This is a genomic window from Ectopseudomonas guguanensis (genome assembly GCF_900104265.1).
GTDB classification, from domain to species: Bacteria; Pseudomonadota; Gammaproteobacteria; order Pseudomonadales; family Pseudomonadaceae; genus Aquipseudomonas; species Aquipseudomonas guguanensis.
The window spans coordinates 194,083-218,274 of record NZ_FNJJ01000004.1 but is presented as its reverse complement, the minus strand read 5'-3'; the positions used below and the strand labels follow the sequence as shown (position 1 = coordinate 218,274).

The 24,192-nt window shown below is 65.4% G+C and carries 24 protein-coding genes; 15 read left to right on the top strand and 9 right to left on the bottom strand.

The window, feature by feature from the left end; all coding sequences use genetic code 11:
• Window positions 1-22: 22 nt before the first annotated feature.
• The 5 genes from hisA to BLS61_RS07805 all read left to right on the top strand — a co-directional run bounded on the left by hisA (window position 23) and on the right by BLS61_RS07805 (window position 4,283).
• Entirely contained in the window at window positions 23-760 is a 738-nt protein-coding gene (gene hisA, locus BLS61_RS07825) for a 1-(5-phosphoribosyl)-5-[(5-phosphoribosylamino)methylideneamino]imidazole-4-carboxamide isomerase (protein WP_090429585.1), read from the top strand.
• 75 nt (window positions 761-835) lie between these two features.
• A complete protein-coding gene (gene hisF / locus BLS61_RS07820) occupies window positions 836-1,606 on the top strand; it encodes an imidazole glycerol phosphate synthase subunit HisF (protein WP_004374000.1) in 771 nt (256 codons plus the stop codon).
• 213 nt (window positions 1,607-1,819) lie between these two features.
• Entirely contained in the window at window positions 1,820-2,554 is a 735-nt protein-coding gene (locus tag BLS61_RS07815; protein ID WP_090429583.1) for a substrate-binding periplasmic protein, read from the top strand.
• An 85-nt stretch (window positions 2,555-2,639) separates the two neighbouring features.
• Window positions 2,640-3,395, top strand: a complete 756-nt coding sequence (locus BLS61_RS07810) for a substrate-binding periplasmic protein (protein WP_090429581.1) — start codon at window positions 2,640-2,642, stop codon at window positions 3,393-3,395.
• Between the two features lie 132 nt (window positions 3,396-3,527).
• Window positions 3,528-4,283 (top strand): substrate-binding periplasmic protein, encoded by a 756-nt coding sequence (locus tag BLS61_RS07805; RefSeq protein WP_090429579.1) that lies wholly within the window; start codon window positions 3,528-3,530, stop codon window positions 4,281-4,283.
• A gap of 147 nt (window positions 4,284-4,430) precedes the next feature.
• On the opposite strand, the gene BLS61_RS07800 is transcribed toward BLS61_RS07805, so the two are convergent.
• From BLS61_RS07800 to gpmI, 3 genes are all read right to left on the bottom strand, one after another.
• Window positions 4,431-5,744, bottom strand: coding sequence for a S41 family peptidase (locus BLS61_RS07800; protein ID WP_090429577.1), 1,314 nt, complete (start codon window positions 5,742-5,744; stop codon window positions 4,431-4,433).
• Window positions 5,745-5,791: 47 nt separating this feature from the next.
• Entirely contained in the window at window positions 5,792-7,042 is a 1,251-nt protein-coding gene (locus tag BLS61_RS07795) for a murein hydrolase activator EnvC family protein (protein ID WP_090429574.1), read from the bottom strand.
• A gap of 130 nt (window positions 7,043-7,172) precedes the next feature.
• The gene (gene gpmI, locus BLS61_RS07790; protein WP_090429572.1) at window positions 7,173-8,705 is read right to left on the bottom strand and encodes a 2,3-bisphosphoglycerate-independent phosphoglycerate mutase; all 1,533 of its coding nucleotides are present in this window, start codon (window positions 8,703-8,705) and stop codon (window positions 7,173-7,175) included.
• 147 nt (window positions 8,706-8,852) lie between these two features.
• On the opposite strand from gpmI, the gene BLS61_RS07785 reads away from it, so the two are divergent.
• The 3 genes from BLS61_RS07785 to secB are packed head-to-tail and all read left to right on the top strand — an operon-like array spanning window position 8,853 to window position 10,042.
• Complete coding sequence (locus BLS61_RS07785; RefSeq protein WP_090429570.1) at window positions 8,853-9,266, top strand: rhodanese-like domain-containing protein; 414 nt, start codon at window positions 8,853-8,855, stop codon at window positions 9,264-9,266.
• Between the two features lies 1 nt (window position 9,267).
• Window positions 9,268-9,528, top strand: coding sequence for a glutaredoxin 3 (gene grxC, locus BLS61_RS07780; RefSeq protein WP_090429568.1), 261 nt, complete (start codon window positions 9,268-9,270; stop codon window positions 9,526-9,528).
• Between the two features lie 28 nt (window positions 9,529-9,556).
• Window positions 9,557-10,042, top strand: coding sequence for a protein-export chaperone SecB (gene secB / locus BLS61_RS07775; protein ID WP_090429566.1), 486 nt, complete (start codon window positions 9,557-9,559; stop codon window positions 10,040-10,042).
• Between the two features lie 97 nt (window positions 10,043-10,139).
• Here secB and trmL read toward each other — a convergent pair whose 3' ends face one another.
• On the bottom strand, window positions 10,140-10,595 hold the full coding sequence (trmL, locus tag BLS61_RS07770; RefSeq protein WP_090429564.1) for a tRNA (uridine(34)/cytosine(34)/5-carboxymethylaminomethyluridine(34)-2'-O)-methyltransferase TrmL: 456 nt from the start codon (window positions 10,593-10,595) through the stop codon (window positions 10,140-10,142).
• Between trmL and BLS61_RS07765 the strand changes: the two genes are divergently transcribed.
• Entirely contained in the window at window positions 10,594-11,037 is a 444-nt protein-coding gene (locus BLS61_RS07765; protein ID WP_090429562.1) for a hypothetical protein, read from the top strand. The genes trmL and BLS61_RS07765 overlap by 2 nt on opposite strands.
• A 331-nt stretch (window positions 11,038-11,368) precedes the next feature.
• On the opposite strand, the gene BLS61_RS07760 is transcribed toward BLS61_RS07765, so the two are convergent.
• Window positions 11,369-13,747 carry a penicillin acylase family protein gene (locus BLS61_RS07760; RefSeq protein WP_167358706.1) on the bottom strand — a complete coding sequence of 793 codons (2,379 nt, stop codon included), beginning with the start codon at window positions 13,745-13,747 and terminating at the stop codon, window positions 11,369-11,371.
• Between the two features lie 121 nt (window positions 13,748-13,868).
• Here BLS61_RS07760 and BLS61_RS07755 point away from each other — a divergent pair, with 121 nt between their 5' ends.
• Window positions 13,869-14,930, top strand: a complete 1,062-nt coding sequence (locus BLS61_RS07755; protein WP_244157922.1) for an AraC family transcriptional regulator — start codon at window positions 13,869-13,871, stop codon at window positions 14,928-14,930.
• Here the strand turns inward: BLS61_RS07755 and BLS61_RS07750 are convergent.
• Both BLS61_RS07750 and BLS61_RS07745 read right to left on the bottom strand, forming a co-directional pair.
• On the bottom strand, window positions 14,877-16,367 hold the full coding sequence (locus tag BLS61_RS07750; RefSeq protein WP_090429559.1) for a methyl-accepting chemotaxis protein: 1,491 nt from the start codon (window positions 16,365-16,367) through the stop codon (window positions 14,877-14,879). The two genes, BLS61_RS07755 and BLS61_RS07750, sit on opposite strands and share 54 nt — an antisense overlap.
• Window positions 16,368-16,521: 154 nt before the next feature.
• A complete protein-coding gene (locus tag BLS61_RS07745) occupies window positions 16,522-17,088 on the bottom strand; it encodes a DUF6436 domain-containing protein (RefSeq protein WP_090429557.1) in 567 nt (188 codons plus the stop codon).
• Window positions 17,089-17,204: 116 nt separating this feature from the next.
• Here BLS61_RS07745 and bipL point away from each other — a divergent pair, with 116 nt between their 5' ends.
• Window positions 17,205-18,146 carry a phospholipase BipL gene (gene bipL / locus BLS61_RS07740; RefSeq protein WP_090429555.1) on the top strand — a complete coding sequence of 314 codons (942 nt, stop codon included), beginning with the start codon at window positions 17,205-17,207 and terminating at the stop codon, window positions 18,144-18,146.
• Between the two features lie 257 nt (window positions 18,147-18,403).
• On the opposite strand, the gene BLS61_RS07735 is transcribed toward bipL, so the two are convergent.
• Complete coding sequence (locus tag BLS61_RS07735) at window positions 18,404-19,171, bottom strand: hypothetical protein (RefSeq protein ID WP_090429553.1); 768 nt, start codon at window positions 19,169-19,171, stop codon at window positions 18,404-18,406.
• 121 nt (window positions 19,172-19,292) lie between these two features.
• On the opposite strand from BLS61_RS07735, the gene BLS61_RS07730 reads away from it, so the two are divergent.
• Window positions 19,293-19,916, top strand: a complete 624-nt coding sequence (locus BLS61_RS07730; protein ID WP_090429551.1) for a 2OG-Fe(II) oxygenase — start codon at window positions 19,293-19,295, stop codon at window positions 19,914-19,916.
• A 60-nt stretch (window positions 19,917-19,976) separates the two neighbouring features.
• On the top strand, window positions 19,977-20,468 hold the full coding sequence (locus tag BLS61_RS07725; protein WP_090429549.1) for a 2-thiouracil desulfurase family protein: 492 nt from the start codon (window positions 19,977-19,979) through the stop codon (window positions 20,466-20,468).
• Window positions 20,469-20,595: 127 nt separating this feature from the next.
• On the opposite strand, the gene serA is transcribed toward BLS61_RS07725, so the two are convergent.
• A complete protein-coding gene (gene serA, locus BLS61_RS07720; protein WP_090429547.1) occupies window positions 20,596-21,825 on the bottom strand; it encodes a phosphoglycerate dehydrogenase in 1,230 nt (409 codons plus the stop codon).
• Window positions 21,826-22,006: 181 nt separating this feature from the next.
• Between serA and BLS61_RS07715 the strand changes: the two genes are divergently transcribed.
• Window positions 22,007-23,398: an FAD-binding oxidoreductase gene (locus BLS61_RS07715; RefSeq protein WP_012020023.1), complete on the top strand. Its 1,392-nt coding sequence runs from the start codon at window positions 22,007-22,009 to the stop codon at window positions 23,396-23,398.
• A gap of 124 nt (window positions 23,399-23,522) precedes the next feature.
• Window positions 23,523-24,188, top strand: coding sequence for a fumarylacetoacetate hydrolase family protein (locus BLS61_RS07710; protein WP_090429545.1), 666 nt, complete (start codon window positions 23,523-23,525; stop codon window positions 24,186-24,188).
• The last annotated feature ends 4 nt before the right edge of the window (window positions 24,189-24,192 follow it).

The following is a 24,192-nucleotide window of genomic DNA, read 5'->3' as shown; positions in this document are numbered from 1 at the left end:
CAAACTTGAGCAGGTTCAACCGATGCTGATTATCCCCGCTATCGATCTCAAGGACGGCGCTTGCGTGCGTCTGCGTCAGGGCCGCATGGAAGACTCCACGGTATTTTCCGATGACCCGGTGAGCATGGCCGCCAAGTGGGTCGAGGGCGGTTGCCGTCGTCTGCATCTGGTCGACCTGAACGGCGCCTTTGAAGGGCAGCCGGTCAACGGCGAAGTGGTCACCGCCATCGCCAAGCGCTACCCGAACCTGCCGATCCAGATCGGTGGCGGCATCCGTACCCTGGAGACCATCGAGCACTACGTGCGCGCCGGTGTCAGCTACGTGATCATCGGCACCAAGGCCGTGAAAGAGCCTGAGTTCGTCACCGAGGCGTGCAAGGCCTTCCCCGGCAAGGTCATCGTCGGCCTGGACGCCAAGGACGGTTTCGTCGCCACCGACGGCTGGGCGGAAGTCTCCAGCGTGCAGGCCACCGATCTGGCCAGGCGTTTCGAGGCCGACGGCGTGTCTGCCATCGTTTATACCGACATCGCTAAGGACGGCATGATGCAGGGCTGCAACGTCGAAGCCACCGCCGCGCTGGCTGCTGCCAGCCGCATTCCGGTGATCGCCTCCGGCGGCATCCACAACCTCGGCGATATCGAGAAGCTGCTGCTGGCACGCTCGCCGGGCATCATCGGCGCCATCACCGGCCGTGCCATCTACGAAGGCACCCTGGATGTGGCCGAGGCCCAGGCCTTCTGCGATAGCTACGGCCGTTGACCGTAGGGCGGGTGAAACCCGCCGCGACCGACGCAACTTTTATTGGTGGGTTGCACCCACCCTACGGAGTTCCACATGGCCCTCGCCAAACGCATCATCCCTTGCCTCGACGTGGACAACGGCCGCGTGGTCAAGGGCGTCAAGTTCGAGAACATCCGCGATGCCGGTGATCCGGTGGAGATCGCCCGTCGCTACGATGAGCAGGGCGCCGACGAGATCACCTTCCTCGACATCACCGCCAGCGTCGACGGTCGCGACACCACCCTGCACACTGTCGAGCGCATGGCCAGCCAGGTGTTCATCCCGCTCACCGTCGGTGGTGGCGTGCGCACCGTGCAGGATATTCGCAACCTGCTCAATGCCGGCGCCGACAAGGTATCGATCAACACCGCCGCGGTGTTCAATCCCGAGTTCGTCGGGGAGGCCGCAGCGCGCTTCGGCTCGCAGTGCATCGTCGTCGCCATCGACGCCAAGCGCGTGTCCGCACCCGGCGAGCCGGGCCGCTGGGAAATCTTCACCCATGGCGGGCGCAAGCCGACCGGCCTCGATGCCGTGGAGTGGGCGCGCAAGATGGAAGGCCTTGGCGCTGGCGAGATCCTGCTCACCAGCATGGATCAGGACGGCGTGAAGAGCGGTTACGACCTGGGCGTGACCCGCGCCATCAGTGAGGCCGTGCGCGTGCCGGTGATCGCCTCAGGCGGCGTCGGCAACCTGCAGCACCTGGCCGACGGCATTCTCGAGGGCAAGGCCGATGCCGTGCTGGCCGCGAGCATCTTCCACTTCGGCGAGTACACCGTGCCCGAGGCCAAGGCCTACCTGGCCAGTCGCGGCATCGTCGTACGCTGATACGCCGCGTCGCTCGGGGCCACAAAAACGTGGCGCCGGGCGCTGCGAGCTTCCTCCCGGATCGTCCGTTTGACGCCGCTTTCGCTCAAAGCTGCGGGCGAGTCGACGGCAAAGTGCCAGCGATCCGGCTAGGATTGGTGCATATCCCTCCATTCTGGTTCTCCGCAATTGCGGAGGGCTGCTTTCTGCCGAGCATTTCGACACGGAGTCTCCATGTTGCTTCTTCGATTCATGACCATCCTGGCCCTGACCTGCGGCCTCAGCCTCGCGCGCGCGGAACCGCTGGTGCTGCTGACCGAGAATCTGCCGCCGTTCAACATGTCCGTCAGTGGCAACAACTTTGCCCGCGACGACAACGTCACCGGCATCAGTGCCGATATCCTGCGTGCCGTGTGCGAGCGAGCCGAGGTCGGGTGCCAGCTGATCCTGCGCTTCCCCTGGCAGCGCGTGTACCAGCAGACGCTGGACGAGGTTGGCTACGGCCTGTTCTCCACTGCGCGTACCGCCGAGCGCGAGGGCCTGTTCAAATGGGTCGGGCCTATCGCCAGGAACGAGTGGGTGCTGTTCGCCAAGGGCGACAGCCCGATCCAGCTGACCGGCATCGAGGACGCGCGGCGTTACCGCATCGGTGGCTACAAGGGCGACGCCAAGACCCAGTTCCTCCTCGACAGAGGCCTGGAAGTGCAGACCGCGCTGCGTGACATCGAGAACGTGCGCAAGCTCGAGCGCGGGCAGATCGATCTGTGGGTCACCTCCAATCAGGCTGGCCGTTTCGTTGCGCGTCAGGAAGGCGTGGAGAACCTCAGGGTCGTGCAGCACCTGCATACGGCCGAGCTCTATCTGGCGCTCAACCTGCAGACGCCGGACGAGGTGGTGCAGAAGTTGCAAAAGGCATTGGATTCGCTGCGGGCCGGGGGGGCATTGAAAACCATCGAAGCCCGCTATTGAGGCACACTGCCAGTAATTGCTGGGCCGGGGAGGGCTCGGCGGTTATGCTGATGGCGTCTGTCTACACATAGAAAGAGAAAATGCCATGTTCAAACGCCTGCTTTTTGCGCTAGGCGGCACCCTGGTGGTGCTGGCCGGTGCCGCGCGCGCCGAAGTGGACCCGAACTACAGCGTGGTCCTGCTTACCGAGAACTTCCCGCCGTACAACATGGCGATCAATGGCAAGAATTTCGCCCAGGAAGACAGTATCGACGGCATCGCCGTGGACATCGTCAAGGAAATGTTCAAGCGCGCCGGGGTCAAGTACAGCCTGACCCTGCGTTTCCCTTGGGATCGCATCTACAAGCTGGCGCTGGAAAAACCGGGCTACGGCGTATTCGTCACCGCTCGTCTGCCGGAGCGCGAGCAGCTGTTCAAATGGGTCGGCCCCATCGGCCCGGACGACTGGGTACTGCTGGCCAGGGGCGATAGCGCCATCAACCTCGCCAGCCTGGATGAGGCCAAGCAATACCGCATCGGCGCCTACAAGGGCGACGCCATCTCCGAATACCTGAGCGAAAAGGGCGTCGAGCACAGCACCTCGCTGCGCGATCAGGAGAATGCACGCAAGCTGGTGGCCGGGCAGATCGACCTCTGGGCCACGGGCGACCCGGCGGGTCGCTACCTGGCCAAGCAGGAAGGTATCTCCGGGCTGCGCACGGTGCTGCGCTTCGACAGCGCCGAGCTGTATCTGGCGCTGAACAAGGAAATGCCCGACGAGATCGTTGCCAGGCTGCAGGCCGCGCTGGACCAGATGCGCGCCGAAGGTTTCGTCGACGCCACCCTGAACAACTACCTGTAGGCACCGAATACGCGACCGGCCACGAGCCGGTCGCTTGCCATGGATGGCAGAGCCGCTGAGTGCCAATGACCGGGCTCAGGTCCACGCAGGGATGTCGCTAGCCATAACCTCATCATGCGAGCGGTACGTCTTATGCTGAATACTCTGAAGAAAAGCCTTTTCATCGCCCTGTTTCTCGCCACCGGCTTCGCCCATGCGCAGCTGCCGGCAGACTACAAGGTGGTGCTGCTGACCGAGAATTTCCCGCCCTTCAACATGGCGGTGGACGACAAGAACTTCGCCCGTGACGATGGCATCGACGGCATCAGCGCCGACATCGTGCGCGAGATGTTCAAGCGTGCCGGCATCGACTACACCCTGACCCTGCGCTTCCCCTGGGATCGCCTGTATCGCCTGACCCTGGACAAGCCCAACTACGGCCTGTTCTCCACCACCTACACGCCCGAGCGTCAGCCGCTGTTCAAGTGGGTCGGCCCGCTGGCCAAGACCGGCTGGGTGCTGCTCGCCGCACCGGGTAACGATATCAAGGTGTCGAGCCTGCAGGATGCCGCCAAGTACCGCATCGGCGCGTACAAGAACGATGCGGTCAGCCAGCACCTGGAAAGCCAGGGCCTGGCGCCGATCAATGCCCTGCGTGACCAGGAGAACGTGAAGAAGCTGGTGCGCGGGCAGATCGACCTGTGGGCCACCACCGACCCGGTCGGCCGCTACCTGGCCAAGCAGGAAGACGTCAGCGGCCTCAACACCGTGCTGCGTTTCAACGATGCCGAGCTGTACCTGGCGTTGAACAAGGACACCCCGGACGAGGTCATCGAGCGTCTGCAGAAGGCCCTGAACGAGATGCGCGCCGAAGGCTTTATCGACGATATCACCGAGAACTATCTGTAAAGAACCTCAGGAGCTCGGGCCTTTCAGCCTCGGAGGGCGGTGCCTGACAGGCTTGGTGCGCATGGCGCACCCTACGGGTGTGAGAGGCTCCAGTGTCAAGAAAAAGCCCGGACAGTTGTCCGGGCTTTTTTCGTTGCGTCTGTCGCCTCAGTTGCCGCGGGTGACGCTCAGGCCCTTGAGCAGGTTGAGTGCCTGGCTCAGCTGGTAATCGTCATCCTGCGGGCGTTCGGTGCGCGCGGCCTTGGCGCGGCTGGGGCGATCCGCGCCGCCGTTGCCGTTGCCCAGGTGTCCCTGCAGGTCGGCTTCCTTGATGCCTTCGTTGTCCTGCTCGCGAGTGACCTTGGCGCGTGCCACCTCGATGTCCGGAATGATGCCCTGGGCCTGGATCGAGCGACCGTTGGGGGTGAAGTACAGCGCAGTGGTCAGCTTCAGCGCGCGGTCGTTGTTCAGCGGCAGCACGGTCTGCACCGAGCCCTTGCCGAAGCTGTCGGTGCCCATCAGTACTGCGCGCTTGTGGTCCTGCAGGGCGCCGGCGACGATCTCCGAGGCCGAGGCGCTGCCGCCGTTGATCAGCACCACCAGTGGTACGCCCTCGCTGGCATCGGCCGGGTCGGCGTTGAAGCGCAGCTCGGAGTTGGCCAGGCGGCCTTCGGTGTAGACGATCAGCCCGCTCTTGAGGAAGTGGTCGGCCACTTCCACCGCGGCCTGCAGCACGCCGCCCGGGTTGTTGCGCAGGTCCATGACCAGGCCGCGCAGCTTCTTGTTGCCGTTTTCCTGGCGCAGCTTGGTCAGCGCCTTGCCGACTTCCTCGCCCGTGTTGACCTGGAACTGCGAGATGCGCAGGTAGCCATAGCCATCCTCGAGCATCTGGCTCTTGACGCTGCGCACCTTGATCACCGCGCGGGTCAGGGTCAGGTCGAAGGGGCGGCCGCCGTCACGCACCAGGGTCAGCTCGATCTTGCTGCCGGCCTTGCCGCGCATCTTGTCCACGGCTTCCATCATCGACAGGCCCTTGGTCGGCTGGCCATCGATCTTGACGATCAGGTCGCCGGGCTGGATACCGGCCTTGGATGCCGGCGTGTCGTCGATGGGCGATACCACCTTGACGAAGCCATCCTCCATGCCGACCTCGATGCCCAGGCCACCGAACTCGCCGCTGGTGCTTTCCTGCAGCTCGGCGAAGGCTTCCGGCTCGAGGTAGGCCGAATGCGGGTCGAGGTTGCTGAGCATGCCCTTGATGGCATTTTCCAGCAGGGTCTTGTCGCTGACCGGCTCGACATAGGCAGCCTTGATGCGGTCCATCACCTCGGCGAAGGTACGCAGATCATCCAGGGGCAGCGGGGCCTTGCCGCTCGCCGCCGGTGCTGGCGCAGGGGCAGGCTCTGCCGCTTGCAGGGCTGGAGCGCCGAGCAGCAGCCCGAGGGCCAGAGCCAGGCAGGTGGGGCGAAAGCGATGGGGCATGAAGACAACTCCTAAATGAATGAAGCGCTATCAGGCTCTGGGCCTGATCATCCCTGCGCGCGGCACCATTGTGCCGGATCACTCGGGCGACCGTTCTGGCGAATGGCGAAGTACAGTGCCGATGTGTCCTGACCACCGCTGCTGCCAACGGTGGCGATGGGTTCGCCGGCCTTGACCAGGTCACCCGCGTTCTTCAGCAGGCTCTGGTTATGGCCGTACAGGCTCAGATAACCATTGCCATGGTCGAGAATGACCAACAGACCGGCGCCACGCAACCAGTCGGCGAAAACCACTCGGCCGCCGTGCACGGCGCGCACCTGGCTGCCGGCGGGCGCACCGATCAGCACGCCGTCCCACTTAGTACGAGCGTCGCCGCCGCGTGGGGTTCCGTAGCGTGCTACCAATCGGCCATCGACCGGCCATGGCAACTTGCCGCGCGCGCTGGCGAAAGGCCCGCCGTATACCGCGCCTGAGCTGACCAGCGGACCGCTGGGCTGGCTGCTTTGCTGGCCGCCCGGGCGCGCCTGCTCCGCCTGCTGTGCGGCCAGCGCGCGCTTGCGCGCTTCCTCGGCTTCGCGCGCCTGGCGAGCCAGGGTTTCCTCGATGGTCTTGAGTACGCGACCCAGTTCGGCCTGTTCCTGCTGGCGAGCCTTGAGCCGCTGATCGCGGCTGGCGAAGTCGCGATTGAGCTTGGCCAATGCCTGCTGGCGCTCCTTGCGCGCCTCGGCGAGTTTGGCGTGGCGTTCATCCAGGTCTGCCTTCTGCGCCTGCAGCTGGGCCTGGTGGCGGGTGATTTCCTGCTCGACGTTGGCCAGCTGGCGCAGGGTCTCGTTGAATGCGGAGAGCTGCTCGAGGCGCGCCTGACTGAGGTAGTCGTAATAGGTGAGGGTGCGCGAGAACTTTTCCGGGTTCTGCTGGTTGAGCAGCAGCTTGACGTACTCCTGGCGGCCGCTCTGATAGGCGGCGCGGGCCTGGATGGCGATCAGGCGTTGCTGTTCAGTGCGCGCGCCCTGGAGTTTTTTTTTCTCCTGATCCAGGCGCTGGATTTCCTGCTCGCTGCCCTTGAGCTCGCGTTGCAGTTCCTTGACCTGGTTTTCCAGATCGCCCATCTCGGTTTCGGTCTTCTTCAGCTGCTGCTGTACGCCGGATTTTTCCTGCTGCAGTTTCTCCAGCAGCTTCTTCAGCTCGGCGACGTCCTGGCGCGCGGCCTCCAGCTGGCGCTGAGTATCGGCGCGCTCGTCGGCAATGGCCGGGGCGATCAGGCTGCTGAGCAGAATCAGGGCAAGGATGCGAAGCATGGGCGAGGCGACACCTGAACGGAGTGCGAATGGCGCTTAGTATGCCTAAAAAAGCGGCGGCAGGCTGCAGGCCACAAGCCACAGGCTTTGGATTTCGCCTGCGGTCTGCGGCCTGCCGCCTGAAGCTGCTCTACTCCAGTTCGACGATGGTCTTGCCGGTCATCTCGGCCGGCTGTTCCAGGCCCATCAGCTTGAGCAGGGTCGGCGCCACGTCGGCCAGCACGCCGCCTTCGCGGATGCGCGCCGGGCGCTTGCCGACGTAGATGAACGGCACCGGCTCGCAGGTGTGCGCGGTGTGCGCCTGGCCGGTGCACTCGTCTTCCATCTGTTCGACGTTGCCATGGTCGGCGGTGATCAGCGCCTCGCCGCCGACCTTGTCCAGCGCCTCGGTGATTCGGCCGACGCAGGTGTCGAGGGTTTCCACGGCCTTGACCGCCGCCTCGAACACGCCGGTGTGGCCGACCATGTCGCCGTTGGCGTAGTTGACGATGATCACGTCATAACGCTGGTTCTCGATGGCATCGACGATCTTGTCGGTGACTTCCGGCGCGCTCATTTCCGGCTTCAGATCGTAGGTGGCGACGTTCGGCGAGGGGATGAGGATGCGCTCTTCGCCCTCGAATGGCTCTTCACGCCCGCCGGAGAAGAAGAAGGTGACGTGGGCGTATTTCTCGGTCTCGGCGATGCGCAGCTGGGTCTTGCCGTTCTTCGCCAGGTATTCGCCGAGCACGTTGGTCAGCGCCTCCGGGGCGAAGGCAGCGGGCGCCGGGATGCTCGCCGCGTACTGGGTGAGCATGACGAAGCCGACCTGCGGCGCGCGCTTGCGCGCGAATTCCTTGAAGCCGGGCTCGACGAAGGCGCGGGTCAGCTCGCGGGCGCGGTCGGCGCGGAAGTTCATGAACACCACGGCGTCGCCGTCTTCCATCTGCACCGGCGCGCCGATGGTGGTGGCCTTGACGAACTCGTCGCTCTCGCCACGCTCGTAGGCAGCCTGCAGGCCTTCCACGGCGCTGGCGGCGTTGAATTGGCCGGCGCCGTCGACGATCAGGTGGTAGGCCTGCTCGACGCGGTCCCAGCGGTTGTCGCGGTCCATGGCGAAATAACGGCCGGTGAGGCTGGCGATGCGGCCCTTGCCGAGGCGGGCGAAGGCGGCATCGAGCAGCTCGATGGACGGTTGCGCGCTTTTCGGCGGCGTGTCGCGGCCATCGAGGAAGGCGTGCAGGTAGATCTTCTCGGCGCCACGCTTGGCGGCCAGCTCGGCCATGGCGACGATGTGGTCCTGGTGGCTGTGCACGCCGCCATCGGAGAGCAGGCCGAGGATGTGCACGGCCTTGCCGGCGGCCACGGCCTTGTCCACGGCCTGATTGATCGTGGGGTTCTCGAAGAATTCGCCGTCGCGGATCGCCTTGGTCACGCGGGTGAAATCCTGGTACACCACGCGCCCGGCACCGAGGTTCATGTGGCCGACTTCGGAGTTGCCCATCTGCCCGTCCGGCAGGCCGACATCCATGCCGCTGCCGGAGATCAGGCCGTGCGGGTAGGTGGCGCGCAGGCGATCGTAGACCGGCGTGTTTGCGGCGTGGATGGCGTTGTACTCGGGTTTGTCGCTGTGACCGAAGCCGTCGAGGATGATCAGAACCAAGGGTTTTGGCGTGGCACTCATTAAGCGGGCTCGCTCTGCGTCTGAGGGGGCAAGGAAACAGCCCGGCATTTTAGGGCCAAGCGCCTGGCGCGTCACTGCCGGACGGGGTTTGGCCGACTTGTGGGGCTGTGTATACTGGCCGGCATTTTACCGTCCTGGGCCATATAGATGTTCGCCAACCTGATTGAATTCATTATTAATCACTATGTGCTGAGCGGCATGTTCGCCGTGCTGCTGGTGCTGCTGATCGTCACCGAGATGCGCAAGGGCGGGCAGAGCCTGTCGAGCCGCGAACTCACCGCGCTGGTCAACAGCGACCAGGGCGTGGTGCTCGACGTGCGTGCGCAGAAGGACTTCTCTGCCGGCCATATCGTCGACTCGCTGCACATCCCTTACGACAAGGTGGTTGCGCGCATCGCCGAGCTGGAAAAGCACAAGGCCAAGACCATCGTCGTCGTCGACGCCATGGGCCAGCACGCCGGCAGCATCGCCCGCGAGCTGAAGAAGGCCGGCTTCACCGCCGCCAAGCTGTCCGGTGGCATCGCCACCTGGCGCGGCGACAACCTGCCGCTGGTGAAGTGACATGACCGCCGTGGTCATCTACTCCAGCGACTGGTGCCCCTACTGCATCCGCGCCAAGCAGTTGCTGGCCAGCAAGGGGGTGGATTACGAGGAGATCCGCGTCGACGGCCAGCCGGCCGTGCGCGCGGAGATGACCCGCAAGGCCGGGCGTACCTCGGTGCCGCAAATCTGGATCGGCAGCACCCATGTCGGTGGCTGTGACGACCTCTATGCCCTGGAGCGCGCCGGCAAGCTCGACGCCCTGCTGCAGAACCCCGCTTGAAACCTCAACGTTAAGGAAGGCTAACGCCATGACCGAGCAAGCCAACAGCGGCGCAGCCGCTGCCGAATCGCAGAACCCGCAATTCTCCCTGCAGCGCATCTACGTCAAGGACCTGTCCTTCGAAGCGCCGAAAAGCCCGGAAATCTTCCGTCAGGAGTGGACTCCGAGCGTCGGCCTGGACCTCAACACCCGCCAGAAGACGCTGGAAGGTGATTTCCACGAGGTGGTGCTGACCCTGTCGGTGACCGTGAAGAATGGCGAAGAAGTGGCCTTCATCGCCGAAGTGCAGCAGGCCGGCATCTTCCTGATCAAGGGCCTGGACGCTGCCTCGATGAGCCACACCCTCGGCGCCTTCTGCCCGAACATCCTCTTTCCCTACGCCCGCGAGGCGCTGGACAGCCTGGTGACCCGCGGTTCCTTCCCGGCCCTGATGCTGTCGCCGGTGAACTTCGATGCGCTGTACGCGCAGGAGCTGCAGCGCATGCAGCAGGCCGGCGAGACCACCGAGCACTAAGCGTCATATCGCTTGAAAAACGCCGCGCTCCTGGCAACAGGTTCGCGGCGTTTTTGCTTTATGTGGGGCGCCGGCGACAGGGGCGTCCTCACTCGGCTTAGGCGAAACCGTTCTGCCGCCAGGCCTCGTAAACGGTGACCGCGACCGTGTTGGACAGATTCAGGCTGCGACAGCCGGCACGCATCGGCAGGCGCACGCGCCGCTCGGGCGGCAGGGCGTTGCGGACTTCCTCCGGCAGGCCGCGGCTTTCCGGGCCGAACAGGAAGGCGTCGCCCGGCTGGTAGGCGATTTCGTGGAAGGGTTGCGAACCCTTGGTGGTAAAGGCGAACAGGCGCGGCTGGCCGAGGGTTTCGAGGCAGCTCTGCAGGTCAGGATGGCGCTTGAGCGTGGCGTACTCGTGATAATCCAGCCCGGCACGACGCAGGCGTTTGTCGTCCAGCTCGAAGCCCAGTGGCTCGATCAGGTGCAGCTGGCAGCCGCTGTTGGCGCACAGCCTGATAATGTTGCCGGTATTGGGCGGAATTTCCGGTTGAAAGAGGATGACGTGGAACATGCAGCACTCCGAGCACTGGGACGAGCGCCATTCTACGCCGCCGGAAGATCCGCGGCCGCGTTTGCGCTGGCGTTTTATGGCGTCGGTGATGCTGATTGCCTTCCTCGTCGGCATGATGATTGGCCGGGTGTTCGATCCGCCGCGTTTGCGCATCGAGGAGGTCGAGGCCTGGGAGCAGGGGCTGCAGCTCTGGTTCAATCGTGAGCCACAGGCGCAGGCCGAGCATGTCGACGGCGCGCTGGTGTATCGCTACGAAGATGCCTATGGGCGCGTGCGTGATGGCCAGCTCAGGCTGCCGCTGGGCCTGGTGAACTGGCGCCTGGAGCGCGACGGGCGGGATCTGCTGCTGGTGCTGGTATCACCCCGCCCGCTGCAGGGGGAGTGGCGCGGTGCGCAGGAGGATGGACGTTGGCGTGCGCGCCTGGCGCTACGTCCCGAATAAAGAAGGGGATTCCCCGGCCTGCCTGTACCAAGGTCCCCGAAACTGTGGCGCCGTGTTCGTCGAGCGAACCGCGGCGCGCTGGTTACGCGCTGACGCGTCGAATAAAGAAGGGGATTCCCCGGCCTGCCTGTACCAAGGTCCCCAAAACCGGGATTGCCTTAGCCTATGCAGGGCGTGTGCCAATTTTATTACCGAAGCGGCAAGGGCCGATTTCGCTGGGTTCAGAGCCATCGGGCGACGGCTGCGGCGGCATTTGCAGCGCCAGGGTGCACCAGCGTGCAGCGCGATGCACCGAGGGTGCACCACGCTGTGTGCAGACTCTTGATGGCGATCAGCGCGGCAGCAGGCGCAGCCTGCCCTGGCTGTGCGCTTTCACATCCGCCTCGCTGAGGTGCTGCGGCTGATATTCGCCGGCCACGTGGGCGGCGGCCTGATCGCCGTAATGAGCGTCGAACGGTACGCCGCTCTGGCCCACGGGTATGCCGCCCAGGGCCTTTTCCGCGTCGGCCAGGTCGATCAGACGCCGGGTCGAGGGACCATAGACCACCGGCCAGGGCGCCGGGCCGATCTTGTGCGACAGGTTGTTCGGCGTTTCATGGCCGCCAGGCGCAGCCAGCGGGCCGACGTTGAGCAGCCAGGCCAGCGGCTGCTGCAGGCCGAGCGGATGGCTGTGGGTGAGGGTATGGCCACGGCCCCAGGTCCAGGCCTGGGCATCTTCGCCGAACAGGCTGTGCAGGTGCTCCAGGCTGGCTCGCCAGGCCTCGGCGACGATCTGCGCGCGGCTCTCTCGCTGCGCGCTGCCCTGGCGATTCCACCAGGGCGAGTCGGCATTGGCGGTCAGGCGTGGTAGCGCGGTGTCGAGCGCGCGGGTTTGCAGCAGGCTGTCGAAGAACGCCTCGCCCAGCTCGTCGGCCATGGCTTCGTGGGCGAGCTGGTAGGTCAGCTGGTTGAACAGGGTGGCGGCCATGGAATCGAGTGCGTGGTCGCCGTTCCACTCGGCCAGTTGTTCCACCAGTGCGCGCTCCTTGTCGTTCGCCGCTGCGCTGCGCAGTTCGTCGAGGATCGGTGCCAGCAGGCGCGGGCCGTAGCCGGTACCGGGGTCGAGCTGCAGTGCCTGGCTGTTCTGCGTATCCCATTTCACCGAGGCATCGCTCAGGTGCTGGTTCAGGCGCTGACCACGATCAGGCAGGTTGTAGTAACCGGGAATCTCGATACCGCTGGCCGGCACGGGCTGGTAGTTGGCCGAGAGGATGTAGCCGCGCTGCGGGTTCTCTTCCTGCGGGTTGGCGCTGAAGGGGTGATAGCCGAGCTTGTCCGCGTCGCCGCTGGCGCCGTCGAGGATGAAGGTCGGGTTGACGCCCTCGGGGCGCAGCGGGAGCTTGGCCGCCGCCCACCAGCCGATATCGCCGCGGGCGTTGGCCCAGACCACATTGAGGCCGGGGGCTTCGATCTTCTCGACGGCGGCGCGGGCCTTGCCCAGCTCGTCCGCGCGATTGAGCTGGTAGAAGGCATCGAGCATCGGATTGTCGGTTTCGAGAAAGGCCCACCACATGGCGATCGGCGTGCTGCCGCCGGTCTGGCCCAGGGCGTCGTTGATGATCGGCCCGTGCGGGGAACGACGCAGGGTGATCTGCACCGGCTCGGCGCCCTTGACCTGGATGGTTTCCGTGCGTTGCTGGAGGTCGACCCAGCTGCCCTGATACCAGACCTGGTTGGCGTTGTCCGGGTTGACCCGCTCGGCGATCAGGTCGAGGTCGTCGTTCTGGAACATGGTCAGGCTCCAGGCGAAGTCGCGGTTGTGGCCGAGCATGGCGCTGGGTATCAGCGCATGGTGGTAGCCGTACAGCTCGTAGCCGGGGGCCTGCAGGTGCGCTTCGTACCAGACCGCCGGCAGCGAGAAGCGAATGTGCGGGTCGCCGGCCAGCAATGGCTTGCCGCTGGCGGTGCGGCTGCCGGACACGGCCCAGGCGTTGCTGCCCTCGAACTGCGGCAGGCCGCTGCCTTGCAGGGCGTCGTTGCTGAGCTGGGCGAGGGCGGCAAGGTCCTGCCAGTCGCTGGCGGCCAGGGGGGTGCCTATCACGCCCTGCGGGTGCCATTCGAGGTCGAACAGCTCGAGGTAGTCCGCGCCCAGCTCGTCGCGGATGTGGGTCATCACCGGTTCGGTGCGCAGCGCCGCGGCGAAGCTGTAGGCCATGTAGCCGGCGACGCTGAGGGTGTCGGCAATGGTGAAGGGGCGTGGCTCGATGCCCAGCAGGTCGAACTCCAGGGGGCGTGGGCGACTGGCCTGGTACTGGTTGATGCCTTCGAGGTAGTGCTGCAGGGCCTGGGTGGACGGGCTGCCTGCGTCCAGGCGGGCAGCGTAGGCATCGGCATGGCGGCCGATTTCCAGGGTGCGGAACAGGCGGTCGGTGGGCACCAGCTTGTCGCCAAGCACCTCGGCCAGTTCGCCGCGTGCCAGGCGCCGCAGCAGTTCCATCTGGAACAGGCGATCCTGGGCATGCACGAAACCCAGGGCGCGGTGCATGTCCGCCTCGTTTTCGGCGCGAATATGCGGCACGCCGCGTTCGTCGTAGTCGACGCTGACCGGCGCCTGCAGGACGCCGAGCACCAGTTCGCCGTCGCGTTGCGGTTGCTTGTCGTGCAGGTACCAGGTCAGGCCGCCTGCGGCGGCGGCAATCACCAGCGCAAGGGCGGTCAGGGAAGGTTTCATCCAGCGATCCTTATTGTTGTAGAGCGGGCATGCGAGCATTTTGCTCAAGCTGCATGGGCATCGGCATTGACCATATGCCTCAAGGCTGAAAGTCTATGGTCAATTGTCCAGCGGAGCCGCCATGGCCGATCGCGCATTCGTTGCCCTGACCCATTCCTCGACCCTGCGCCGGCTGCTCTACGAAGCCCTGGCGGCGCTGGGGCTCGACCCGACCGATACCTACCGCCGCGCCTACGCCGGGGTGGCGCTGGCGGCGCCGCTGCTGGAGGCACGCGAGGAGCACGACAACGCGCCGCGCTTCTGGCGGGCGCTGGAAGGCATCAGCGGGGATGTCGATATCGGCCTGCACCTGGGCGAGATGATGCAGCCGCGACCGATGGACGTGGTCGGCTACCTGCTGCTGGCGGCGCGCGACCTGCGTCAGGGCTTGCAGGCCTTCGTACGCTTCCAGCACATCCTCTCCGGTGGTTTTGCCGCGCGGCTGGTGGAGCAGGGCGACGAGGCGCGCCTGGTGATCGACCTCAACTACCGCGAAGTCGGCTCGTTGCGTCAGCAGATGGAATGCCTGGCCGTGCTGCTGAGCAAGATGCTGGCCGCGGCCGCTGGCGACGCCTTGCCCCTGTCGGGCGTCGAGTTTCGCCACCGGGCGCCGCGCAGGCTTGCCGAGCATCGCCGCCTGCTTGGCGTCGAGCCGCGTTTCGCGCAGCCGCACGACGTGCTGATCCTGCCGCGAGCGCTGCTCTCGCGGCCTTCACGCAGCGCCAGCCCGCGTTTGTTCGAGGTGCTCAGTGGGGAAGCCGAGAAGCAGTTGGCGGAACTGGTGGAGAACCAGTTGCTGGCGCGGGTGCGCTACTGGCTGGAGCTCAACCTGGGCAGCATGACCTGCAGCCTGCAGGCCTGTGCGCAGGCCCTGGGCAGCAATCGCAGCGCCTTGCAGCGGGCACTGGGCGAGCAGGGCAGCAGCTTTCGTACGTTGCACGACGAAGTGCGTCGCTTGCGTGCGCTGCGCCTGCTCGATCAGGGCCTGGGCGTGCGCGAGGTGGCGCGCGCCTGCGGTTTCGCCGAGCTGTCGCCGTTCTACCGTGCCTTTCGCCGCTGGCAGGGCGGCACGCCGCGGGGTGCCGCTGCCTCAGGGAGTGACGATGAAGCGTCGGCTGAGCAGGCCCAGGCGTTCGGCCACTGAGGCCAGGCGCAGGCTCTGGCTGGCCAGGCTGTCGGCGTCCGTGGCGTTGCGCTGGGCGACCAGTTGCACGCTGTCCAGATGCTGGGCCACCTCGCCGGTCACTGCAGCCTGCTCATGAGTGGCGCTGGCGATCAGTTCATTCATCTGGCTGATCGCGGCGATGGCGCGAGCCATCTGCTCCAGCCTGTCCGCTGCACTGCCGCTGTCCTCGACGCAGCGCTGCACGCCGCCGCGACTCTGTTGCATGGCGTCTGCCGCGCGTCGACTGCTGTCCTGCAGGCGGGTGATGATCTGCTGGATCTCGGCGGTGGATTGGGCGGTCTTGCGCGCCAGGTTGCGCACCTCGTCAGCCACCACGGCGAAACCGCGGCCCTGCTCGCCGGCGCGCGCCGCCTCGATGGCGGCATTGAGCGCCAGCAGGTTGGTCTGTTCGGCAATGGCGCGAATCACGTCGAGAACCGTGCCGATCTGCTGCGACTGCTCGGCCAGTGACTGGACTTCCTGGTCGGTGCCTTCGATGTGCGTCGCCAGGCTGGAGATTTCCCGGCGGATGAGCGCTACCGCGGCGCTGCCTTCGCTGGCCTGGCGGGTAGCGGTCTGGGCTGACAGGGCAGCCTGGTCGGCGTGGCCGGCCACCTCGTCTATGGCGCGGCCCATCTGGCGCATGGCTTCGCTCATGTAGCCCACCTCGTGCTGCTGGCGCTGCGCGCCCTGACGCAGCTCGGCGGTGGCCGCGGAGAGCTGACGACCCAACTGGTCGAGGTCGCGGCTGTCGCCGATCGTTTCGCTGACCAGCTCGTCGAGCTGATCGAGGAAGCGGTTGAAACCTTGTACAACCTCCCCCGCTTCGGCGCTGCGGTAGCGCAGATCCACGCTGCCCTCGCGCTGGGTCAGGTGCTCGGCGGTCTGCCTCAGGGCCGCGCCCTCGCGCGCCTCGCCATAGGTCTGCTGGGCCAGATAGATCAGGATGGCACTCTCCAGCACCACATAGAAGGCGTGCAGGAAAATCGTCGGCCAGCTGCCCTGCGGCACCACGATGACGCCGGCACCCTGCAGCTGCAGGGCGAAGAAGCTCAGGTGATGCACGGCGATCACCGTTGCCGCCACCACGATCGGCAGCCAGTCACGGTAGAACACCATGAAGGCCAGAAGCACGAAGATGCCGAAGTGCATCTCGACCATACCGCCGCTCTGGTTGATGTGCAGCGCGGACATGACCATGAACGCCGCCGCGATGCAGCAGCGCAGCAGCCGCCGGCCGGGAATCAGCTGTTGCAGCAGGCTCATGGTGATGACGGTCGTGCCGCCGACCAGCAACGCCTGGGCCCAGGTGGAATGCCAGGCGGCAAGCCCGAGCGCGTAGAGGAACATGAGCCAGAGAACGCCGAGCATGATGCGATCGGCTTTGCGGTAGTGGGCCTGGAGATGACTGCTCATGACGGCTCGCAAGAAGGGTGGAGGTGCTTGCGAGTAATAATTGTACAAAAATTCTATTATGTACAACTTAATGTATAAGTTTCCGCCGGACGGCGTGCGCATGCCGGCAGCCTCTCGGCGGCCCGGTACATGCCGGTGTCGGGTTTCACCAAGGTCATTGCCAGTCGCAGAAGCAACCGACCGCCAGCGTGTTGCTGGCATCGACCTTGCGCCCTTCGGCCAGCGCCTCGAGGATCGGCTCGATGAAGCTGTTGCTCGAACTGCAGGTCAGGCCTTCGCTGTAGGGGCCGAAGTAGGCCAGCTGGCCCTGACCATCCCAGATCGCCACGGCAGGGCTGGCCGGCAGGTTGGCGCTGCCGGGCAACTCGTCGATGGGTTGCAGCGCGGCCAGTGCGGCGGGTAGTCGTCCCTGGCTGCCGGCCTTCTGCAGCACATGGAACTGCACGCCTTTGGGCGCATAGCGCTCGATCAGTTCGGCCAGGTGTTGCTGATTGCCCACGTTGCAAGGGCAGGCCGGGTCCCAGAAGTGCACCAGGCGTATCGCTCCGGGGCCGGCGAGCGCGTCGGGCAGGCGCAGGTCGGCCCCGGCGAACACGGCGGCGCGTTCGTCGAACGGTCGCAGATAGCGTGCCTCGAACCACCAGAAGGCCAGCAGCATGCCGCCCAGCCAGACGAGGGCGAGCAGGGCGGCGAACAGGGTCTTGCGTGAGAACCGGGGCATGGCGGATAGGTGATGCTGAAAAGGGCGCCTAGCTTGCCACGATGCGCCCGGCAGCTGAATATCAGCGCCTGCGATGCGCGGTCGTCGCAACCTGCCATTTGCATATGGAAAGCCCCATGTCAGAGCCCTTTGAGCCCGAACAACTGCGCCCGCTGCTGCGACCCTTGGCCGCAGCGCACCTGGATTTGCCGGCGCTGCAGGCCTATCGCAGTTTCTACGGCTTCGATCAGGCAGCGCGTTTCGCCGGGCTGGACAACCGGCTCGGCAGCTTCAATGCCGCCGGCTACCAGATCGCCGTGCAGCTGTGGGCGCCAGCCGAGCCGCAGGGCACCCTGCTGTTGCTGCACGGCTATTACGACCATATGGGCCTGTACCGGCACGTGGTCGACTGGGCGCTGAGCATGAATTTCGCCGTGCTCGCCTGTGACCTGCCGGGGCATGGCCTGTCCAGCGGGGCGCGCGCCAGCATCGGCGATTTCGCCGAATATCAGCAGGTGCTCGCCGGCCTGTTCGAGCAGGCCGGCGAGCTCGGCCTGCCGCAGCCCTGGCACCTGTGTGGCCAGAGCACCGGCGGGGCGATCCTGCTGGATTATCTGCTCGCCGACGGCAAGCGCCCGGAACTGGGGCAGAGCATCCTGCTGGCGCCGCTGGTGCGGCCGCGCGCCTGGGCCTGGTCGAAGCTCAGCTATCGCCTGCTCAGCCCCTTCGTTCGCGAGATCCCGCGGCGCTTCAGCGAGAACTCCAGCGATGCCACCTTCATCGACTTCGTGCACAACCTCGACCCGCTGCAGCCGCGCAGCCTGCCGACCTCCTGGGTCGGCGCGCTGGCCCAGTGGGTGCCGAGAATCGAGGCGGCCGGGCGCAGCGAGCACAGCCCGCTGATCATTCAGGGCGAGGCGGACATGACGGTGGACTGGCGCTACAACCTCGAGGTGCTGCAGGACAAGTTTCGCCAGCCGCAGATCCTGCGCCTGGCCGAGGCGCGCCACCACCTGGCCAACGAGAACGAGGCGCTGCGGCGGCGCTACTTCGATTTCCTGCGCGAGCGTCTGGCCTAGATACCTCACGGCAACGACTGTGGGCCAGCAAGGGTAGGAGCGGATTTATCCGCGATAGCGTTAGCAATACACCGTAAGAATCGCGAATGAATTCGCTCCTACAAGGTGCGGCGAGTCGTGCTGGCTTCGGACGCCTTCTGATGCGGCTCCGTGGTTGGCCATGTGCTGCCAGGGACTTATCCGCAATGGGCGTTAGCGCTGAAACCCCAAGAATCGCGAATGAACTCGCTATATGAGGGCGCCGACTCAGGCTGGCCTCAGATGCCTCGGGGTGCGGGCTCCAGCTCGTTGCTGCTGATGCCCACTGCCAGGCCGGCGCGTAGCGCGGCCAGGGCAGCCTGGTAGTAGGCCTTGCCGGCCTCGGACTGGGCGAATTCGACGAACTGCTCCAGCTCCGGGTCGCTCAGCTCGCGATAGACATGCAGCAGGGTGTTGTCCAGATCCTGCTCGATCTGTGCCATCAGGCGCTGGCGCTGGCCGTTGAGCAGGCCCTGCGCCTGGCCGCCGCCGAGCAGGCCGGGAATCATCTGGCTGAGGCTGTCGGCCGCCACGCCGGCCAGCGCCAGGCTGACTTCGGCGCCGGCCTCCTTGGCGGGAATGGCCTGGGCCAGGTGACGAATCAGCAGACGACGGGTGGCATCGGCGTCGGTGCGTGGCAGACCGTTGGCATATCTGGCCAGCTGATCGCTGCGGGTGGCCAGCGTCTCGGCCGCGACTATCCTGCGGCCCAGCGGGGACTCGAAGAAGGCCAGCGCCGGCTGCGGGTCGGCCAGTTCGGTGCGCAGGCTGTGCTGTGCGCGCTGGTCGATGGCGGTGGCGGCGAAGCGGCGGTTGCTGTTGTCCACCAGCGCCTGGAACACCGCCGGGGGCAGGGTGCTGCGGTAGCGCTGCTGGGCAGCGTCGAGCGCCTGGTTGAAGTGTTCACGCTGTTGCGGCCAGCCGGCAGCCTGGTACAGGCGCAGGTAGTCGTCGGCCAGGGTCGGCAGGCTCAGGCCAATCAGCAACAGGACAAACAGAACGCGCATCGATAACTCCTTGGCAACTTTCCTGGCTGGCCGCAGGCTGCTGCGGCCGGCTATTTTCGGCGGCTGACCGGGGCTTGTCGAGCTATGTCTGGCGGCCATCGGGCGCTGTACAATCGCCGCCATGAACGAATCCAGCCAGCCACATCTCTTTTCCAGTCTTGTCGACGACCTCGCCAGCCAGGGCTGGTCGCAGCAACGGCTGTTCGCCCCCCAAGCTCTGACCCGCGAACTGGCCGCCGAGTGCCATGCGCGTGCACGCAGTGGTGCGCTCAGCGCCGCGGGCGTCGGCCGCGGCGCCGCGTTGCAGGTGCAGGAGGGCGTGCGCGGGGACCGCATCCAGTGGCTCGAACCTGGGCAGAGCGCTGCCTGCGACCGCTATCTGGCGCTGATGGGCGAGTTGCGCCAGGCACTCAACCGCGCGCTGTTTCTCGGCCTGGAGGACTTCGAGTGCCACTTCGCCTGCTATGCGCCGGGTGCTTTCTATCAACGCCATGTCGATCGTTTTCGCGATGACGACCGGCGTACGGTCTCGGCGGTGTTCTACCTGAACGAGAACTGGCAGGCCGAGCAGGGCGGCGCGTTGCGCCTGTATCTGGCCGATGAGCGCGAGCATGACGTGCTGCCTGAGGCCGGTACGCTGGCGCTGTTCATGTCCGACGCCATGCCGCACGAGGTGTTGCCAGCCAGCCGCGAACGGCTGTCGCTGACGGGCTGGTTCAGGCGCCGCGGTGGCGGCCTGTTCTAACCTCCTGCACCGAGGCTGGCGAAGTTGCGCCGGGCGCTCACAGTCGAGAGAGGAAAGGCGATGCACAAGATTCTGGTCAGTCGCTGTCTGCTCGGGCATCGGGTGCGTTACGACGGCGGCGCCCACGGCCCCTTCGACCAGCTCCAGCAGTGGCTGGACGAGGGGCGGGTGGTAGCCGTGTGTCCGGAGGTCGCGGGCGGCCTGCCCACGCCGCGCCCGCCGGCCGAGATTAACGGCGGCCAGGGCGCTGCGGTACTGGACGGCCGGGTGCCGGTTCTCACCGTCGAGGGTGAGGACGTTACCGCCGCGTTCGTCGATGGCGCCGAACAGGCGCTGAGGCTGGTGCGCGAACACGACATCCGCCTGGCACTGCTGAAAGCGCGCAGCCCTTCGTGTGGCAATCTGGAAAACTACGACGGCAGCTTCAGTGGCGTGCGCGTGCCGGGCGAGGGCGTGACCGCTGCCCTGCTGAAACGAGCTGGAGTGAAGGTATTCAACGAAATGCAGTTGGACGAAGCAGCAGCCGAACTGGCGCGCTTGGAGCGGGATTGAGGTAGCCCGGAGGCAATGCGGGGCACGGCGGTGCGCGCGGCGCACCCTACGGAACGACAAAGGGAGGCCGAAGCCTCCCTTTGTTCATTTCTGCAACGCCGTATCGCCGACGCGCAGCAGCTCCGGTTTAGAACAGAACGCGGCTGCGGATCGTGCCATTGACCTGCTGCAGCTTCTCCAGGGCCAGGTCCGAGTACTCGGCGTCGACGTCGATCACCACGTAGCCGACCTTGTCGTTGGTCTGCAGGAACTGGCCGGAAATGTTGATGTTGTTGTCGGCGAACACCTTGTTGATCTCGCTCATCACGCCCGGAACGTTGGCGTGGATGTGCAGCAGGCGGTGCTTGCCCGGGTGCGCCGGCAGGGCCACTTCCGGGAAGTTGACCGAGGACACCGAGGTGCCGTTGTCGCTGTACTTGACCAGCTTCTCGGCCACTTCCAGGCCGATGTTGGCCTGCGCTTCGGCGGTGGAACCACCGATGTGCGGGGTGAGGATCACGCGATCCAGGCCGCGCAGCGGGCTTTCGAACTCCTCGTCGTTGGACTTGGGTTCGACCGGAAACACGTCGATGGCCGCGCCGATCAGGTGCTCGTCCTTGATCGCGTTGGCCAGGTGATCCAGCTCGACCACGGTGCCGCGTGCGGCGTTGATCAGGATGCCGCCCTTCTTCATGGCGCGGATTTCCTTCTCGCCGATCATCCACTGGGTCGACGGCAGCTCCGGCACGTGCAAGGACACGATGTCGCACAGGCCCAGCAGCTCGTACAGATCGCCGATCTGCTGCGCGTTGCCCAGCGGCAGCTTGGTCACGGTGTCGTAGAAGTACACCTGCATGCCCAGGGCCTCGGCCAGTACCGAGAGCTGGGTGCCGATGGAGCCGTAACCGATGATGCCCAGCTTCTTGCCGCGGATCTCGAAGGAGTTGGCCGCCGACTTGATCCAGCCGCCGCGGTGGCAGGAGGCGTTCTTCTCCGGAATGCCGCGCAGCAGCAGGATGGCCTCGGCCAGCACCAGTTCGGCCACCGAACGGGTGTTGGAGTAGGGCGCGTTGAAGACGGCGATGCCGCGTTCGCGGGCGGCGTCCAGGTCGACCTGGTTGGTACCGATGCAGAAGCAGCCGACGGCGACCAGCTTCTTCGCGCAGTCGAAGACTTCGGCGGTCAGCTGGGTGCGCGAGCGAATGCCGATGAAGTGGGCATCGGCGATCTTTTCTTTCAGCTCTTCGCCTGACAGCGCGCCCTTGAGATACTCGATGTTGCTGTAGCCGGCGGCCTTCAGAGTGTCCACGGCATTCTGGTGGACGCCTTCGAGAAGAAGGAACTTGATCTTGCTCTTGTCGAGAGAGGTCTTGCTCATCGGAGTACCTGTTGTCCCAGGGATGTTGGCAGGGAAGGGCTGAGAAATTCAGCCAGCGCCCGTAGATCACCGCATGGCTCGATTCACGGGGTGCGTATGCTAGCATGTCCGCCTTTTTCAATGCTCGGTTGCGACCTGAATGGTTCTCAGGGCGACCATGAATCCTTTGAGAGTTCCGTAGATGACCACCCCTGCCCAGATCGAAGAGCTGAAGACCCTGGTTGAACCCGGCAAGGTGCTGACCGACGCCGATTCCCTGGAGGCCTACGGCAAGGACTGGACCAAGCATTTCGCCCCGGCGCCTTCGGCCATCGTCTTCCCCAAGAGCATCGAGCAGGTGCAGGCCATCGTGCGCTGGGCCAACGCGCATCGCATCGCCCTGGTGCCGTCCGGCGGCCGCACCGGGCTGTCGGCTGCCGCGGTGGCGGCCAACGGCGAGGTGGTGGTGGCGTTCGACTATATGAACCAGATTCTCTCGTTCAACGAGTACGACCGCACCGCGGTGTGCCAGCCGGGCGTGGTGACCAAGCAGCTGCAGCTGTTCGCCGAGGACAAGGGCCTGTACTACCCGGTGGACTTCGCCTCTTCGGGCTCTAGCCAGATTGGCGGCAATATCGGCACCAATGCCGGCGGGATCAAGGTGATTCGCTACGGCATGACCCGCAACTGGGTGGCCGGCCTGAAGGTAGTCACCGGCACCGGCGAGCTGCTGGAGCTGAACCGCGACCTGATCAAGAACGCCACCGGCTACGACCTGCGCCAGCTGTTTATCGGTGCCGAAGGGACGTTGGGCTTCGTGGTCGAGGCCACCATGCGTCTGGATCGCGCGCCGAAGAACCTCACCGCGATGGTCCTCGGCACGCCCGATTTCGACTCGATCATGCCGGTGCTGCATGCCTTCCAGGGCAAGCTCGACCTGACCGCCTTCGAGTTCTTCTCCGACAAGGCCCTGGCCAAGGTGCTCGGCCGTGGCGACGTGCCGGCCCCCTTCGAGAGCGAGTGCCCGTTCTACGCCCTGCTGGAATTCGAGGCGACCACCGAGGAGGTGGCCAACCAGGCGCTGGAAACCTTCGAGCACTGCGTCGAGCAGGGTTGGGTGGTCGACGGCGTGATGAGCCAGAGCGAGCAGCAGCTGCAGAATCTGTGGAAGCTGCGCGAGTACATCTCCGAGACCATCAGCCACTGGACGCCGTACAAGAACGACATCTCGGTCACTGTCAGCCAGGTGCCGGCCTTCCTCAAGGACATCGACGCCATCGTCGAGGCCAACTACCCGGACTTCGAGGTGGTGTGGTTCGGCCATATCGGCGACGGCAACCTGCACCTGAATATCCTCAAGCCCGAGAACCTGAGCAAGGACGAGTTCTTCGCCAAGTGCGCGGTGGTCAACAAATGGGTGTTCGAGACCGTGCAGAAGTACAACGGCTCGATCAGCGCCGAGCACGGCGTGGGCATGACCAAGCGCGACTACCTGCACTACAGCCGCAGCGAGGCGGAGATCGCCTGCATGAAGGCGGTCAAGGCGGTGTTCGACCCCAACGGCATCATGAACCCCGGCAAGATTTTCGCCTGAGACCTGCGTAGGGCGGGTGAAACCCGCCAGCGCCGATTGGTGCCCGCCCTACATGCTGCGCGCAACAGCGACCAGACACCAAACGCACCCTGGTGCGCACGGCGCACCCTACAGGAGTCCCCCGATGAGCTATCAGCACCAGTACGTTGACGGCACCACCGTCCACTTCCCTCTCGGCAAGGTCGTTTGCATCGGTCGCAACTACGCCGAGCACGCCAAGGAGCTGAACAACCCGGTGCCCAGCGAGCCTTTGCTGTTCATCAAACCGGGTTCCTGTGTGGTGCCGCTCGATGGTGGTTTCGCCATTCCCGAAGACCGTGGCTCGGTGCATTACGAGGCCGAGATCGCCGTGCTGATCGGCAAGCCGCTGTCATCGAAGCCCGATGCCGAAGAAGTGCGCGACGCCATCAGCGGCTTCGCTCCGGCTCTGGACCTGACGCTGCGCGACGTGCAGGCCAAACTCAAGGAAAAGGGCTACCCCTGGGAAATCGCCAAGAGCTTCGACGGCGCCTGCGTGCTGGCGCGCTTCGTGCCCGGCGATGCCATCGAGGACCTGGCCGATATCGGCATCCGCCTGAGCATCAATGGCGACACCCGCCAGGACGGCAACAGCCGCGACATGCTCAACCCCATCATCGCGATGATCCAGCATATGGCCGGGCATTTCGCCCTGCAGCCGGGCGACGTCATCCTCACCGGCACGCCGGTGGGTGTCGGTGCGCTGAACAAGGGTGACGAGCTGGTGCTGGAATTGGTCGGTCACAGTAGTTTCACCAGCCGCGTGTTATAACGCC